This is a genomic window from Arthrobacter sp. zg-Y877, assembly GCF_030373105.1.
GTDB lineage: Bacteria > Actinomycetota > Actinomycetes > Actinomycetales > Micrococcaceae > Arthrobacter_B.
This window is the reverse complement of sequence record NZ_JAUCPU010000001.1, coordinates 790,831-806,534: the sequence shown is the minus strand read 5'-3', so window position 1 is coordinate 806,534 and position 15,704 is coordinate 790,831. Positions and strand designations below refer to the sequence as shown.

Genomic DNA, 15,704 nt, shown 5'->3' with positions numbered 1-15,704 from the left:
CTTGGGCAGGGTTCAGAGGCGGGTGGCGGGCTTCTCCGGGGCTGCCTTTCCCGCGGGGGCGAGGCGTCCAACCACCAGTGCGGTCTGCAGGACGAAGGCTTCCCGCGGCAGCATGGGGTCCCAGCCGGTCACGTCGCAGACGCGGCGCAGCCGGTACCGGACGGTGTTGGCGTGCACAAAGAGTTCGCGTGCCGTGGCTTCCAGCGAGTGTCCCAGGGAAAGGTACGCGCTGAGGGTTTCGGCCAGGCCGTTCGAGGCACCCAGCAGGGGGGTGTAGATGCTCTGTACCAGGGCGCGGCGTGCAGTGTCGTCGCCGGACATCACGCGTTCGGGCCAGAGGTCATCCGCGGCCACCGGGCGGGGAGCGGCAGGCCAGGCGCGGGCCGCGGTAAGTCCGGCGAATGCTGCCTGAGCCGCCGGGCCGGCTTCGACGAGGGACGGTGCGGGCGGGCCGTAGACCACCGGGCCGGGGCCGAAGAGTTCGGACAGGCGGGTGTAGGAGAAGGCCTTGTCCTCCAGCCCGCCAAGGACCAGGATCAGTCGTTCGCCCTGGATGCCCACGAGGGTGTCTTCTGCCAGCCGGCCGGTGGCGCGGCGCAGTTCATTGACGAAGGTTGCATTGGCCTCGGCGGGGGAGCCGCCCACCATGACGGTGACCGGCGCCGCGGAGGTCCAGCCGACGGCGGCGATCCGGGAGCGCAGCGCATCCGAGCTTTCGCCGCGCAGGATGGCATCCACGACGAGGGCTTCGAGCCGGGTGTCCCAGGCGCCGCGGGTTTCGGCAGCGCGGGCGTACACGTCGGCAGCGGCGAAGGCCACCTCCCGCGAGTACCGCAGCACCGCTTCACGCAGCTTCGACTGGACCTCGTTTCCGGCCAGTTCCGGTACCCGGTCCTCCACCACCTGGACCACGACACGGATCAGCTGCAGTGCTTTCTGCAGGCTGATCGAGCGGGTGAGCTCGGTCGGGGCGGTGCCGAAAACGTCGCTGAGGACCCAGGCCGGCGAGGCAGGACGCTGGTACCAGTTCACGAAGGACGCGATGCCCTTCTGCGCGACCATTCCCAGCGCGGAGCGTTCGTCCGGGCGCAGCCCCCGGTACCAGGGCAGGGAAATGTCAAGCTGCTGCAGGGTGGCGGTGGAAAGCTTGCCGATATTCGCCTTCAGGCGCTCGACCGTAGGTTGGTCTGCTTCCGGCGGGGCCGAGGCAGCGGACGTAGTGGGACGCACTGGCATACAGGCGAGCTTACGGCCTGCACCGGTGAACCGCCATTTTGTGTGAAGGCTACAAGTTGGCTAGGCGTCCAGCTTCGGCCGCCGACATCCGCCGCCGTGCCGTTTCCACTACAGCGCAGACCCCAGCCGGCGGAACCTCGCCGTCCGCCGCTCCAGCCGTTCCGACGCAGGGACGGTCCGCAGTGACGCCAGTTCGTATTCCACGGCCAGGGCCAGGCGCCGGCAGAAGGCGGGTGCCTCGGCGGCGGCGTCGGGCAGTTCGGCAACGGTATGGTCAACAATCCCGTGCTCGGCCAGCGCGGAAACCGTCACGCCCTGGGCCTCGGCCATCTCCGCGCCGTGCAGTGTGTCCCGGTGGACAATGGCGCTGGCCCCCTCGGGAGGCAGTGAGGAGAGCCAGGCATGCTGGGCCGCAACGGTGCGGTCTGCGGGCAGCAGGGCCAGCGCCCCGCCGCCGGCCCCCTGACCCAGCAGCACGGAGACCGTGGGGCAGTCCAGGCCGACGAGGTCGTTGAGGCACCGGGCGATTTCTCCGGCCAGACCGCCCTCTTCAGCTTCCTTCGACAGGGCAGCGCCGGCGGTGTCGATGACGGTCAGCAGCGGAAGATTCAGCTCTTCGGCGAGCCGCATGCCGCGGCGCGCCTCCCGCAGGGAAGCCGGTCCCAGTGCCGGCTGCTGTGTTCCGCGCTGCCGGTCGTGGCCCAGCACAACGCAGGATGTCCCGCCGAAGCGGGCCAGGGCCAGCAGCAGGCCAGGGTCTTTTTCGCCCTGCCCGGTGCCGTTCAGCGGCAGGACGTCGCCGGCGCCGAAATGCAGCAGCTGGCGGACCCCGGGACGGTGCCGGTTGCGCGAAATGCTGATGGACTCCCAGGCCGGGACGCGCTGTGGACTGCTCTCCAGCGACGCGGGAGCGGGGACGGGGGCTGCCGGGCCAGGCAGCAGCATGGCCAGGGCGCGGTGCACGGTGCCGGCGAGTTCCTCCGGGGGCAGCACCGCATCCACCAGTCCGCGGGCCTGCAGGTTTTCGGCGGTCTGCACGCCTTCGGGGAACGGCTCGCCATAGAGGGCCTGGTAGACCCGCGGGCCCAGGAAGCCGAGCAGCGCCCCGGGTTCGGCCACGGTGATATGTCCCAGCGATCCCCAGGACGCCATCACGCCGCCGGTGGTGGGATGGCGCAGATAGACCAGGTAGGGCAGGCCCGCTTCCTTGTGCCGGCGCACGGCGGCGGTGATCTTGACCATCGACAGGAACGCCAGGGTGCCTTCCTGCATCCGGGTGCCGCCGGAAGCGGGTCCGGCGAGGAGGGGCAGTCCTTCACGGGTGGCGCGCTCGACGGCGGCCGTCAGGCGGTCCGCGGCGGCAACGCCGATGGAGCCGCCCAGGAATCCGAACTCGCAGACAACCAGGGCAACGCGACGCCCCTGCACTAGGCCTTCACCGGTGAGCACCGATTCGTCTTCGCCGGTTTTCTGCCGCGCCGCCACGAGGTCCCGTTCATAGGCCGCGTTGTGCTCGGTGTAAACCACCGGGGTATCCCAGGAGCGGAAGGAACCAGGGTCCACCACCAGGTCCAGCAGTCCCCGGGCATCCAACCGCCGGCGCGGCGCCTGCACGCTCACGCTTCGGTTCCTGCTGGGGCTGCGGATCCGCTGTCGGAGAGCCAGCTGCGGATCCCGCTGCCGTGCTGGTCGAGCAGCGGCGGGGCGGTGTGGACACGATGGGTGGTTTCAGTGCCCTCGGCGGCATCGAAAAAGCGCAGCGGCGGCCCCGGCAGGGAGACCTTGCCGAGGACGGGGTGGTCGACGTCGACCACCAGTCCCTGTGAGTGGACCTGTTCCCAGTCGTACACTTCGTCCAGGGTGCGTACCTTGCCGGCGGGAATGCCGGCGGCTCGCAGCTTTTCCAGCAGCGGTTCGGCCTCGATGTCCGCGAACGCCTGCTCGACGGCGCCGATCACGGCCTGCCGGTTGCGCACCCGCTGCGCGTTGCCGGCGAACTCGGGGCGGGAGGTGTCAATGCCGAACGTCGCGGCGAAGGTCTCCCACAGCTTCTCGCTGCCGACACTGATCTGGACCTTGCCGCCCCGGCAGGAGAAGAGCCCGTAGGGGGCAATGGACGGATGGTGGTTGCCCTGCGCCGCGGGAACTTCGCCCGCTACCGTGTGGCGGGTGCCCTGGAAGGCGTGGACGCCGACGACGGCGGCCAGCAGCGAGGTCCGCACGACCTGCCCCTTTCCGGTGCGCTCGCGTTCGAGCAGGGCCGCCAGCAACCCGAACGCACCGTACATGCCCGAGAGCAGGTCGGCGATGGGCACGCCAACGCGCTGCGGGTCCTCCGGACCTGAGCCGGTCAGGGACATCAGTCCTGCCTCGCCCTGGACGATCTGGTCGTAGCCGCTGCGGGTGGCCTCGGGTCCGTCGTGGCCGAAGCCGCTGATGGAGAGGATGACGAGCCGGGGATTGAGCTCGTGCATCCGGGCGGGGGAGAAGCCCAGCCGGTCAAGCACCCCGGGCCGGAAGTTTTCCACCAGCACATCAGCCCGCCGGATCAGGTCCTGAAGGACCTCCACGCCGTCACCGGACTTCAGGTCCAGGGCGATGGATTCCTTGTTCCGGTTGCAGGAGAGGAAATAGGTCGCCTGCTGGTCGTCTTCCGGGCCGACGAAGGGTGGACCCCAGCTGCGGGTGTCGTCGCCGGTGCCGGGGGTTTCGACCTTGATGACGCGTGCCCCGAGGTCGGCGAGCATCATGCCGGCGTGCGGGCCCGCCAGGGCTCGGCTGAGGTCGACGACGAGGTAGCCGTCCAGCGGGCCGCGGGAGGTGGAATCGGTGCTCATGGGTAACTCTTTTCCTGAAGTCTTGCGGGCGGAACGTGGTGCGGGAAACGGGTGGGGCTAGAGCCAGCCGGGAACCACCATGATCAGCCAGGCCACGAGCGGCCCGGCTACAACGACGATGCCGCTGTAGGCGAGGATGTGCTTGTAGAAGCGGTCCTTGTCCAGGCCTTCGGGTGCGTTGGCCAGCACCAGGGCGCCATTGGTGGAGAACGGGGAAACATCCACGATGGTCGAGGAGACGGCCAGGGCGCAGATGAGCCCCACCGCGCCGATCTCGCCGGACGCGAGGAACGGAACGGCCAGCGGGATCAGTGCGGCGAGGATGGCGGTGGAGGACGCGAAGGCGGACACGACGGCACCGATATAGCAGATGAGCAGGGCGGCCAGCAGCGGCATCCCGAGGCTGACCACGCCGTCGGACACGTATTCCACCGTTCCTGCTTCCTGCAGGACCCCCACGAAGGTGAGCATGCCGCAGATGAGCAGGACGGTGGTCCAGCTGATCTTGTTGATCGCTCCCTTCTGCGCCTGAGGCGACACCAGGGCAAGGATCGTGGCGATGGTGATGGAAACGAAGCCGACGTCGATCTTGAATCCAAGGGCGACCACGGCCAGGGTGACCAGGCCGGCGATGGTGACGATCTGGGGGAAGGTTTCACTGCGCGTCTTGGTGGCGGCAAGCCCGTCGCCTGCGGGATCCCGCGGGCCGTAAATATCCGATCCGGTGCCCTTGTAGGCGACGTCGGCCCGGCCGGCGACGCTGAGGTTCATCCGAGCCTCGGCAACCTGCTCCACAAACGCTCCCGTGGTGCTGTTGCGCAGCTTGCTGCCACCCAGGACGAAGTAGAGGATCACGGCGATGAAGGTGTTGAAAAGCAGGCTGGCCATAAAGACGGCGAACGGGCTGGAGTCCAGATCGGTCTCGGCGATGATGCCGTTTACCGTGACGCCGTAGACGGCGATGGGGGAGAAGCCGCCGGCCTGCGCGCCGTGGATGACCATCATGCCCATCATCAGCGGGTTGATCCGGTACTTTGCGGCGAACCCGAGGGCGATGGGAGCCACGATGGCGACGGCGGCCGGTGACAGTGCGCCTACTGCGGTGATGACCGCGGTGATGGCGAACATGATCCACGGGATGAGCGCCACCCGGTTACCGACAAGCTTCACCGCTCCCCGGACCAACAGGTCGATGGTGCCGTTGTTCTGGGCAATGGCGAACAAATACGTCACGCCGACGATGGTCAGGAACAGGCCGCCCGGGAAGTTGGCGAGGATATCCTCGGTGCTCATGCCCAGGAAAACAAAGCCCAGCAGGAAGGCTCCGACGAAGGCGAGTGCCCCCATGTTCAGTGGCAATACGGTGGCCAGGAGGAACATGGCCACCAATATCAGGATGGAAAGGAGCGGAGCGGACATCATTGTTCCCTCGGTCGATGGTCAGGGGCCGCCCGGCAGCGGCGGCGGTGAGTGTGATCTACACCACAAGCACTGGACTAGCCTCCTAAACTCTCACCGTCTTGTCAACGCGTAATCCGGGCTGGCTATACTCGGATTCCTGGCCGGCGGATGCCGTGCAGGCGAAGAGAGAGGTTCCAATGCCCGGCAGTAACGGCGGCGGCGGGTTTGTCCGGGTGTCGCGTCCCCGGTTGTACGAGCGCCTGGTGGAACAGCTCCTGGGGTTCATTGCCGCGACGGGACTGGGGCCGGGAGACCTGCTGCCCGCTGAGCGGGAGCTGGCCGAGCGGATGGGTGTATCCCGGGCCACACTGGCGCAGGCACTGGTGGCGCTGGAGGTGTTGGGCGTTATCGATGTGCAGCATGGCACCGGTGCCGTACTGGTATATCGGCCCAGCGTTGCCTCCGTGCTGCGGGAACTGCGCGAGCACGGGGACCGGATGCCGGAAATCGTTGAAGCGCGCAGCACCCTGGAGGTAAAACTCGCAGCGCTTGCCGCCGAGCGGCGTACGCCCGCCGACCTTGCGGCGGTGGAGGCAGCGCTGGAAGCCATGGCCGGGGAGATTTCCAGCGGCAGCCGCGGTACCCATGGGGATGAACTCTTCCACCAGGCAGTGGCTTCCGCAGCACACTCCTCCATCCTCGCGTCCATGATGACGTTCATTTCCGAGCTGGTCCGCGAGACCCGGCTGGCCTCCCTGGGGCAGCCCGGACGTCCTGAGCGCTCCCTGGAATCCCACCGCGCCATTGCCGATGCCATCCGTGCGGCGGATCCGGACGCCGCGGCTGCGGCGATGCAGGCCCACATCGATCTGGTGTCGGAAACCGGCATCTAGACGGGCATAAAAAAGGGAACCGCCACGGGTGTGGCGGTTCCCTTCTTTGGTTTCTCCTAGGCAGGAGACGCGGCGGGACGCTTAGGCGTCGCCCCCGGCGTTTCCGCTGGTGCCGGCGTTCACGTCCAGCAGGTGGTACTTCTCCATTGCCTCCTTGGGGGCGTTGGCATCGACTTCACCGCGGCGTGCAAGCATTTCGAGCGCCCGCACCACCATCGAGTGGCTGTCGATCTTGAAGTACCGGCGTGCTGCTGCCCGGGTATCCGCGAAACCGAAGTCGTCGGCACCAAGGGTGGCGAATTCGTTCGGCAGGAACTGGCGGATCTGGTCCGGTACGGCCTTCATGTAGTCCGTGGAGGCAACGATCGGACCGGTGGCTCCGGCCAGCTGCTGCGTAACGAACGGCACGCGGGGCTCCGAGCCGGGGTTGAGGAAGGCTTCCTCTTCGGCGGCCAGGCCGTCGCGGCGCAGTTCGTTCCAGGAGGTGACGGACCAGACGTCGGCCGAAACTCCCCAGTCCTCAGCCAGGAGCTGCTGGGCTTCCAGCGCCCACGGCACGGCAACGCCGGAGGCCAGCAGCTGCGTGCGGGGGCCGTCGATCTTGGCCGGTGCAAGCAGGTAGATGCCCTTGATGATGCCTTCCACGTCCAGGTCCTCGGGGGCCTTGGGCTGCTGGATCGGCTCGTTGTAGACCATGAGGTTGTAGATGACGTTCGGATCCTTGGAATCCGGGCCGTACATCTCCTCGAGGCCGTGGCGCACGATGTGCCCGATCTCGTAGCCGTACGCCGGGTCGTAGGTCTTCACCGCGGGGTTGGTGGAGGCCAGGATCGGCGAGTGGCCGTCGGCGTGCTGCAGGCCTTCACCGGTCAGGGTGGTGCGGCCGGCGGTTGCCGAGATCAGGAACCCGCGTGCCATCTGGTCAGTGGCTGCCCAGATGTAGTCGGCGGTGCGCTGGAACCCGAACATCGAGTAGAACACGTAGACGGGGATCAGCGGCTCGCCGTGGGTGGCGTAGGACGTGCCCGCTGCGGTGAAGGCCGCGATCGAGCCGGCCTCGTTGATGCCCACGTGGACGATCTGGCCCTGCGGGGACTCCTTGTAGGCCAGGACGAGGTCCCGGTCCACGGAGAGGTAGTTCTGCCCCTTGGGGTTGTAGATCTTGGCCGTCGGGAAGAACGAGTCCATGCCGAAGGTGCGTGCCTCGTCGGGAATGATCGGCACAATGCGCTTGCCGAATTCCTTGTCCCGCATCAGGTCCTTGAGCAGACGGACGAACGCCATGGTGGTTGCAGCCAGCTGCTTGCCGGAGCCGCGGTTGGCTACTTCGTAGGCCTTGTCGTCCGGAAGGTGGACCGGTTCGTGCTTCACCCTGCGTTCGGGGACGTTGCCGCCCAGTTCGCGCCGGCGCTCCAGCATGTACTTGATCTCCGGAGCGTCGGCTCCGGGGTTGTAGTACGGCGGCCGGTACGGATCGGCTTCAAGCTGCTCGTCGCTGATCGGGATCCGCAGGTGGTCGCGGAAAGCCTTCAGGTCATCGAGGGTGAGCTTCTTCATCTGGTGGGTCGCATTGCGGCCCTCGAAGTGCGTACCCAGGCCGTAGCCCTTGACCGTGTGGGCCAGGATGACCGTCGGGGCGCCCTTGAACTCCGTGGCGGCCTTGTATGCGGCGTAGACCTTGCGGTAATCGTGGCCACCGCGCTTGAGGTTCCAGATTTCCTCGTCGGTCAGGTTGGCCACGAGTTCCTTGGTCTCCGGGCTCTTGCCAAAGAAGTGCTCGCGGACGAACCCGCCGGACTCGGCCTTGTAGGTCTGGTAGTCGCCGTCGGGGGTGGCATTCATGATGTCCACCAGCGAGCCGTCCTTGTCGCGCTGGAGCAGGTCATCCCACTCGCGGCCCCAGACAACCTTGATGACATTCCAGCCGGCGCCGCGGAAGAAGGCTTCCAGTTCCTGCATGATCTTGCCGTTGCCGCGGACCGGTCCGTCGAGACGCTGCAGGTTGCAGTTGATCACGAAGGTCAGGTTGTCGAGCTTGTCATTGGCGGCCAGCTGGAGCAGGCCGCGCGATTCCGGCTCGTCCATTTCGCCGTCGCCCAGGAAGGCCCACACATGCTGTTCGGAGGTGTCCTTGATGCCGCGGTTCTGCAGGTAGCGGTTGGACTGTGCCTGGTAGATGGCGTTCATGGGACCAATACCCATGGAAACCGTCGGGAATTCCCAGAAGTCCGGCATGCTGCGCGGATGCGGGTAGGACGACAGCGCATGCCCCTCGCGGGACTTCTCCTGGCGGAAGCCGTCCATGTCCTCTTCGGACAGGCGGCCTTCCAGGAAGGCTCGGGCATACATGCCGGGGGAGGCGTGACCCTGGAAATAAATCTGGTCTCCGCCACCCGGATGGTCCTTGCCCCGGAAGAAGTGGTTCATGCCCACTTCGTACAGGGTCGCTGCGCCTGCGTAGGTCGAGATATGCCCACCGACGCCGATACCCGGGCGCTGGGCCCGGTGCACCATGATCGCGGCGTTCCACCGCAGCCAGGCGCGGTAACGCCGTTCAACTTCCTCATCGCCGGGGAATTCTGGTTCCTGATCAACCGGGATGGTGTTGACGTAGTCGGTGGTGGTTACCATCGGCACGCCCACGCTCTGGGAACCGGCACGCTGGAGCAGCGAACGCATGATGTACTGCGCGCGCTCAGTGCCCTGCGAACGGATCAGCTCATCGAGTGATTCGATCCATTCTGCGGTTTCCTCAGGATCACGGTCCGGCAGCTGGTTGGTTAACCCGCTCAGGATGTCCGTTGTGTCTTCTGCGGCCACGGCCAACCTCTCTCATGTACAGATTGTGTCTGCGACATTCTTTACTGTGGGAATCCGGCCGGTGTCCGCCGGATCTTCACTTGCGCGTTTTGCGCGTGTGCGCGCCTCGGCGCCCGGATCTGCTTTCCTTCCACTCTAGTCCCGTGCCCCGGTTGTTGCGTAGCCTGCACCGGGAAGCATCGCTGACGGCGTACAGCCCGCTGGGCCTTGAAGCCTGCAGGTTTTAGGTGTTTCGTTGACTCTGAGACAGCGCGGATCAGGCAAATGTGTGATTCCCTTGTATTTATGCAGTCAACCAGGAGGAGTGAAGTGAGCGAGGCCGAGGCCGTCACTGAGGAAAACGTGGCGAGCAGATTGGGTTTCAAGGACGGCGACCTGGTTCAGGAGTTCGGCTACGACGAGGATGTGGATTTCGACTTCCGTGAGGACCTGGAAGACCTCATCGGGGGCGAACTCCTCACGGAAGACGACCACGATGTTGTGGATGGCGTCATCCTCTGGTGGCGTGCCGACGACGGCGACCTCGTGGATGCGCTGGTCGATTCCCTGACCACGCTGGACGAGGGCGGAACGGTCTGGGTGCTGACGCCCAAGTCCGGCCGGGACGGCTACGTTCCTCCGGCGGATATCGAGGAAGCGGCACCCACGGCGGGACTCCACGTCACCACCTCTCCGGGTGTCAGCGACGACTGGGCCGCTACCCGCCTGGTGAGCCGACGCAAGAAGTGACTGCAGGCCTGCCAGCGGCAGGTGCTGTGGTTCCCGGCTTCTGCCTCCCCAACCAGTTCGGCGAAGACGTCCGGCTGGAAGGACTGCGGGGCACCGGCGTCGTGCTTGTGTTTTTCCCCTTCGCGTATTCGAAGGTGTGCAGGGGTGAACTCGAGGAGCTGCAGTCCGCGAAGGGTCTGTTCGCCGACGCCGGCGTCCGCCTGCTGGCTGTCTCCTGCGATTCGAAGTACACCCTCCGGGCCTGGGCGGAGCAGGAGGGGTTTGGCTTCGACCTGCTTTCCGATTTCTGGCCCCACGGAGAAGCCGCCCGGACGTTTGGCGTCTTCGACGGACGCCGCGGGCTGGCCGAACGGGCCAGTTTTGCCATTGACCGCGGGGGAGTCCTCCAGGCATCGATCCGGACGGATTCCGGCGCCCCGCGTCCCCTCGACTGGTACCGCAGCGCTTTGGAGGACCTGTGAATGCAGAGCAGGATCCACGGCCGGGGCTGGGACTGACGGGCTTCGCCAGCGGACGTGCCCGCGGCACCGCACCTGCGCCTACCGGGACGGAGCTGCGCCTGCTCAGGCGCGCCGCTGAATACCTCGGCGGGCGGCGTCTAGCCCTGCTTACAGGCGCAGGGCTGAGCACGGACTCCGGAATCCCCGACTACCGCGGGCCGGACGCTCCGCCGCGCAATCCGATGACGTACCAGCAGTTTGTTGGCGACCCGGTACTCCGCCGCCGCTACTGGGCCCGCAACCATGTTGGCTGGCACCACCTGCGCCACGCCGTACCCAACTCCGGCCACCAGGCAGTAGTGGAGCTGGAACATCGGGGACTGCTCTCCGGCGTGATTACCCAGAACGTGGACCGGCTGCACACCGACGCCGGCAGCGTCAACGTCGTGGACCTCCATGGACGCTACGACAGAGTGGTCTGCCTGGCCTGCCATTCCGGCTTTTCCCGCTCCGAAGTCGCAGAACTGCTGGAGGAACTCAACCCGGGCTACCTGGACCGCCCCCGTCACGACGGCGAGATCGCCCCCGATGCCGACGCCGACGTCGTCGACACCGAAGACTTTGTGGTGGCGGACTGCCCGGTCTGCGGCGGCATGCTCAAACCCGATTTTGTGTACTTCGGTGAGAATGTCCCCAAGGACCGGGTGGCACGGGCCTTTTCCATGGTGGACGACGCCGGTGCACTCCTGGTGGCCGGCTCGTCCCTGACCGTCATGAGCGGCCTTCGCTTTGTCCGGTACGCGGTGAAGGCGGATAAGCCCGTAGTCATCATTAACCGCGGCGCCACCCGCGGGGATCCGCTGGCCACCCTGAAAATCGATATGGGAGTCAGTACCGCCCTAAGCTGGCTGGCGCGGAACCTGCCGGACCTGCCTGCACCGGAGGACCAACCCGCCGATTAGGCATCCGTGCGCTGAATGCGGTAACGTAGTTCCTCGTGATGCAGGGCCTGCGGAGTTATCTCGCCTCGGCCGGGCAACATGTTTTGGGTCTTTAGCTCAGCTGGTAGAGCGCCACGTTTACACCGTGGATGTCATCGGTTCGATCCCGGTAGGACCCACCAACGGCCGCCGTTACATTCCGCAGGAGCGGGAAGTAACGGCGGTTTTTTGTGTGCCCAAATGCATCCTTCCGAAGGATTAACCGCACAGCTATACGGAACACAGGGGATTGATGGGAAATACGGGGAAATCCGTCTGCGCCGCCGTGACGGCGCTGGTCCTGCTGGCCGGGTGCACGGCGCCCACGGATCCGGCTCCGGTGGAATCCACGGCCGGCTCCGCCGCGGCACCCTCAGCTCCAGCGGAACCTGTTCCTGCCCCGGTTGCCGCCGCTCTCGATGTGGTCGCTGCGGACCGGAAGGCGGATTTCTCCTTCGCCGTCCAGGACAACAGGACAGGCCGGTCATGGAGCTACAACCCGGACGCGCGGTACCTGGAGGCGAGCCTGGTCAAGGTTCCCATCCTCCTGACCCTGGTCCGCCAGGCCACGGAGGAAAAGCGCAGCCTGACGGCGGAGGAAGAGGAACTCGCCACCCTGATGATCGAATACAGCGACAATGAGGCCACCAGCGAGTTGTACGCCGACCTGGGCGGCCGGGAGGAACTGAACCGCACCTATGAACTCATCGGAGTGACCGACACCGAAGCCGGCGAAATATGGGGAGCCAGCGAAACCACCGCCAGGGACCAGATGGTGATCGCCCGGACGGTGGCCAACGGCGCCGACTGGCTGGATGCGGACCTGCTGGCATTCGCCGTCGGCCTGATGGAGAACGTATGCCCGGAGCAGAACTGGGGGATCAGCGCGGGCGTTTCCTCACCCCTGACGGAAGTGGCCCTGAAGAACGGCTGGCTGCCGGATGACGACGACGAGTGGGCTGTCGGCAGTTCGGGTTTTATCCGCGACGGGGAAAGGAACTACAGCATCGCGGTGCTCAGTTCCCGGAACAGCACGCTTTCGGAGGGTATCGGCGTCGTCGAAAACGTTGCCTCCGTGATCAACGGCTACGAAGCCGGTGCCTAAGGGCGCGCGTGTGGCGGCGGGATAGCGAAGAAGCATAGGCTGGAGCCTGAACACGGCGTGGCCATCCTGCCCCGTCCCGCCCGAACGATCCTTGGAGAGAACTTGAGTGCACAAATTGGTGTAACCGGCCTTGCCGTCATGGGTGCGAACCTCGCCCGCAACCTTGCCCGAAACGGTTACACGGTGGCCCTGCACAACCGTTCCATCGAAAAGACGGACGCCCTGCTTTCCGCGCACGGTGATGAGGGGAACTTCATCCGCACCGAGTCGCTCCAGGAACTCGTGGACTCCCTGGAGACACCGCGCCGCGTCCTGATCATGGTCAAGGCCGGTGCGCCCGTGGATTCCGTGATCAGCCAGCTGGTGCCCCTGCTGGAACCGGGCGACATTGTGATTGACGGCGGCAACTCGCACTTTGAAGACACCCGCCGCCGCGAGGCTGCGCTGGCCGAGAAGGACCTTCACTTTGTTGGCGTCGGCGTTTCCGGCGGTGAAGAGGGCGCGCTCCTGGGGCCGTCCATCATGCCCGGTGGTTCCCGTGAGTCCTATGACTCCCTCGGGCCGATGCTCGAAAAGATTGCGGCCAAGTACGACGGCGACCCCTGCTGCACCTGGATCGGCACCGACGGCGCCGGGCACTTCGTGAAGATGGTGCACAACGGCATCGAATACGCGGACATGCAGGTGATCGGCGAGGCCTACGACCTGCTGCGCTCCGCCGCCGGCATCGAGCCGGCCGAGCAGGCAAAGATCTTCAACGAGTGGAACGCAGGCCAGCTCAGCTCCTTCCTGATCGAAATCACCGCCGAAGTCCTGGGCCACGTGGATGCCAAGACCGGGAAGCCCTTCGTTGACGTAGTCGTGGACTCCGCCGGCCAGAAGGGCACCGGACGCTGGACCGTCGTGTCCGGCCTGGACCTGGGCTCCCCGGTCTCCGCCATTGCCGAGTCCGTTTTCGCACGCGCGCTGTCCTCCCAGCGCGGGCAGCGGGAAGTTGCCCAGGAGACGCTCCAGGGCCGCGAATCCACCGTCGAGCTGCCCGAGACCTTCGTGGAGGATGTACGCCAGGCCCTCTACGCCTCCAAGCTGGTCAGCTACGCGCAGGGCATCGACATGCTCAACGCGGCCGCGAAGGAATACGGCTGGGAACTGAAGCTGGATGAGATCGCCTCGCTCTGGCGTGCCGGCTGCATCATCCGCGCCGAGCTGCTGGACGACATCATGAAGGCCTACGCCGGCAGCGAAGCTCCTGCCAACCTGCTGTTCGCCCCCGCCTTCGCCGAGTCCATCGCCGCAGCCGTTCCGGCCTGGCGGCGTGTGGTCTCCGTTGCCGTGCAGCTGGGCATCCCCGTACCGGTGTTCTCCTCCTCGCTGGCCTACTACGACGGCCTGCGCCGCAAGCGGCTCCCGGCGGCACTCACCCAGGGACTGCGCGACCTCTTCGGTGCGCACACCTACCACCGGGTGGATGCCGAAGGCACCTTCCACACCATGTGGGGCCAGGACCACGCCGAGGTCGAAGCAGTGGACACCCACTAGGGCTCATCGCTTACAGGACATACAGAAAGGCCCGCAGCGGACGCTGCGGGCCTTTTGCAATGTCGGCCATGCCTTGCCGGCCGGCTAGATGTAGATGGCCGGGTCGACGTACTCCGCCGGATCGACGGCCGGCTGGGTCATTTTGGTGTCCCGGTGCCGCCACGTGGCGGGAATGCCGGTAATGATCGAATCCGCGGGAGCGTCCTTCACCACCACGGCATTGGCTCCCACCGCGCTGTTGGCGCCGATGACCACGGGACCGAGGATCTTCGCGCCGGCACCCACCGTGACGCCGTCGCAGATCGTGGGATGCCGCTTGACCTTGGCCAGTGAACGCCCGCCCAGGGTCACCCCGTGGTAGAGCATGACATCGTTGCCGATCTCGGCGGTTTCACCGATGACGACCCCCATGCCGTGGTCGATAAAGAACCGGCGGCCGATCGTGGCACCGGGATGGATTTCAATGCCGGTGGCGAAACGGGTCACCTGCGACAGGACACGGGCCGGGAACCGCAGCGCGGGCCGTGCCCACATGCGGTGCGTCACCCGGTGCATCCAGATGGCATGCAGGCCGGAATACACAACGAAGTTTTCAAACGAGCCCCGGGCCGCCGGATCATGTGATGCGGCGGCGTCGAGGTCTTCGCGCAGTCGGGCTAACAGACTCACAGAGAACTTTCTGCTCGGTTGGTCCGTCCCGCAGGGGGCGGAGCGCGGTCTAGCCGCGGATGTCGTCGTACAGGACGGTGGAGATGTAACGCTCTCCGAAGTCGCAGACAGTGGCAACAATCAGCTTACCGGCGTTCTCTTCCCGCTTGGCGAGTTCCAGTGCGGCCCAGACGATGGCCCCGGAGGAAATGCCGCCAAGGATGCCTTCCTGCGTGCCCAGTGCCCGGGCGGTGGCGACGGAGTCCTCGATGGAGGCGTCGAAGACCTCGTCGTAGATGGTGGTGTCGAGGATCTCGGGAACAAAGTTCGCGCCGATGCCCTGGATCTTGTGCGGGCCGGGGGAACCGCCGTTCAGGATGGGGGAGTCCTTCGGTTCCACGGCAACAATCTTCACATCCGGCTTGCGTTCCTTCAGGACCTGCCCGACGCCGGTGATGGTGCCGCCGGTGCCGATGCCGGCAACGAAGATGTCCACCTGGCCGTCCGTGTCCGCCCAGATTTCCTCGGCGGTGGTGGCCCGGTGCACAGCCGGGTTCGCTTCGTTCGCGAACTGCTGGGCCCAGATGGCGTTCTCGGTGGTGGCGACAATTTCCTTGGCCTTGTCCACTGCGCCGCGCATGCCGTCGGCACCGGGGGTGAGGACAATTTCGGCACCGTAGGCACGCAGCATGACCCGGCGCTCAGTGGACATGGTCTCGGGCATGGTGAGGATGACCTTGTAGCCGCGGGCTGCGCCCACCATGGCCAGGGCGATTCCGGTGTTGCCGGAGGTGCCCTCCACAATGGTGCCGCCGGGCTGAAGGGCGCCGGCCTTCTCGGCGGCGTCGACAATTGCCACGCCGATCCGGTCCTTGACGCTGTTGGCCGGGTTGTAGAACTCCAGCTTTACGGCGACCTGGGCGTGGAGTCCCTCAGTGAGCCGGTTCAGGCGCACCAGCGGGGTTCCACCTACGAGCTGGGTTACATCGTCATAAATACGAGCCATGGTTTTCCTCTATTCCTTCAACGTTCGTTTCACCGGATGGAGTGATATCCGTTCCAGCCTATCGGCGTGG

Annotated in this window: 13 protein-coding genes and 1 tRNA gene; 7 read left to right on the top strand and 7 right to left on the bottom strand. The window is 66.1% G+C overall.

Going from position 1 to position 15,704, the window contains the following annotated elements; genetic code table 11:
- Positions 1-12: 12 nt before the first annotated feature.
- The 4 genes from QNO03_RS03780 to QNO03_RS03765 form a co-directional block, all read right to left on the bottom strand.
- The gene (locus QNO03_RS03780) at positions 13-1,236 is read right to left on the bottom strand and encodes a PucR family transcriptional regulator (protein ID WP_229948877.1); all 1,224 of its coding nucleotides are present in this window, start codon (positions 1,234-1,236) and stop codon (positions 13-15) included.
- Between the two features lie 108 nt (positions 1,237-1,344).
- The gene (locus tag QNO03_RS03775; RefSeq protein WP_229948874.1) at positions 1,345-2,856 is read right to left on the bottom strand and encodes a carboxyl transferase domain-containing protein; all 1,512 of its coding nucleotides are present in this window, start codon (positions 2,854-2,856) and stop codon (positions 1,345-1,347) included.
- Positions 2,853-4,073 (bottom strand): CaiB/BaiF CoA transferase family protein, encoded by a 1,221-nt coding sequence (locus QNO03_RS03770; protein ID WP_289601949.1) that lies wholly within the window; start codon positions 4,071-4,073, stop codon positions 2,853-2,855. The genes QNO03_RS03775 and QNO03_RS03770 overlap by 4 nt, the downstream gene beginning before the upstream one ends.
- A 57-nt stretch (positions 4,074-4,130) precedes the next feature.
- Complete coding sequence (locus tag QNO03_RS03765; protein WP_229948867.1) at positions 4,131-5,492, bottom strand: SLC13 family permease; 1,362 nt, start codon at positions 5,490-5,492, stop codon at positions 4,131-4,133.
- A gap of 179 nt (positions 5,493-5,671) precedes the next feature.
- On the opposite strand from QNO03_RS03765, the gene QNO03_RS03760 reads away from it, so the two are divergent.
- Entirely contained in the window at positions 5,672-6,367 is a 696-nt protein-coding gene (locus tag QNO03_RS03760; RefSeq protein ID WP_289601948.1) for a FadR/GntR family transcriptional regulator, read from the top strand.
- 81 nt (positions 6,368-6,448) lie between these two features.
- On the opposite strand, the gene aceE is transcribed toward QNO03_RS03760, so the two are convergent.
- Positions 6,449-9,193: a pyruvate dehydrogenase (acetyl-transferring), homodimeric type gene (aceE, locus tag QNO03_RS03755; protein WP_231707478.1), complete on the bottom strand. Its 2,745-nt coding sequence runs from the start codon at positions 9,191-9,193 to the stop codon at positions 6,449-6,451.
- A 303-nt stretch (positions 9,194-9,496) separates the two neighbouring features.
- Between aceE and QNO03_RS03750 the strand changes: the two genes are divergently transcribed.
- From QNO03_RS03750 to gnd, 6 genes are all read left to right on the top strand, one after another.
- The gene (locus QNO03_RS03750; protein WP_229948860.1) at positions 9,497-9,916 is read left to right on the top strand and encodes a DUF3052 domain-containing protein; all 420 of its coding nucleotides are present in this window, start codon (positions 9,497-9,499) and stop codon (positions 9,914-9,916) included.
- Positions 9,913-10,377, top strand: coding sequence for a peroxiredoxin (locus QNO03_RS03745; protein ID WP_289601947.1), 465 nt, complete (start codon positions 9,913-9,915; stop codon positions 10,375-10,377). Before QNO03_RS03750 ends, QNO03_RS03745 begins: the two co-directional genes overlap by 4 nt.
- Positions 10,374-11,318, top strand: a complete 945-nt coding sequence (locus QNO03_RS03740; protein WP_289601946.1) for an NAD-dependent protein deacetylase — start codon at positions 10,374-10,376, stop codon at positions 11,316-11,318. The genes QNO03_RS03745 and QNO03_RS03740 overlap by 4 nt, the downstream gene beginning before the upstream one ends.
- Before the next feature lie 85 nt (positions 11,319-11,403).
- Positions 11,404-11,479, top strand: a tRNA-Val gene (locus QNO03_RS03735).
- A gap of 110 nt (positions 11,480-11,589) precedes the next feature.
- On the top strand, positions 11,590-12,441 hold the full coding sequence (locus QNO03_RS03730) for a serine hydrolase (RefSeq protein ID WP_289601945.1): 852 nt from the start codon (positions 11,590-11,592) through the stop codon (positions 12,439-12,441).
- Positions 12,442-12,543: 102 nt separating this feature from the next.
- Complete coding sequence (gnd, locus tag QNO03_RS03725; protein ID WP_289601943.1) at positions 12,544-13,980, top strand: NADP-dependent phosphogluconate dehydrogenase; 1,437 nt, start codon at positions 12,544-12,546, stop codon at positions 13,978-13,980.
- Between the two features lie 84 nt (positions 13,981-14,064).
- On the opposite strand, the gene epsC is transcribed toward gnd, so the two are convergent.
- Entirely contained in the window at positions 14,065-14,649 is a 585-nt protein-coding gene (gene epsC, locus QNO03_RS03720) for a serine O-acetyltransferase EpsC (protein ID WP_229948850.1), read from the bottom strand.
- Between the two features lie 49 nt (positions 14,650-14,698).
- The gene (gene cysK / locus QNO03_RS03715) at positions 14,699-15,634 is read right to left on the bottom strand and encodes a cysteine synthase A (RefSeq protein WP_229948848.1); all 936 of its coding nucleotides are present in this window, start codon (positions 15,632-15,634) and stop codon (positions 14,699-14,701) included.
- Positions 15,635-15,704: the final 70 nt, after the last annotated feature.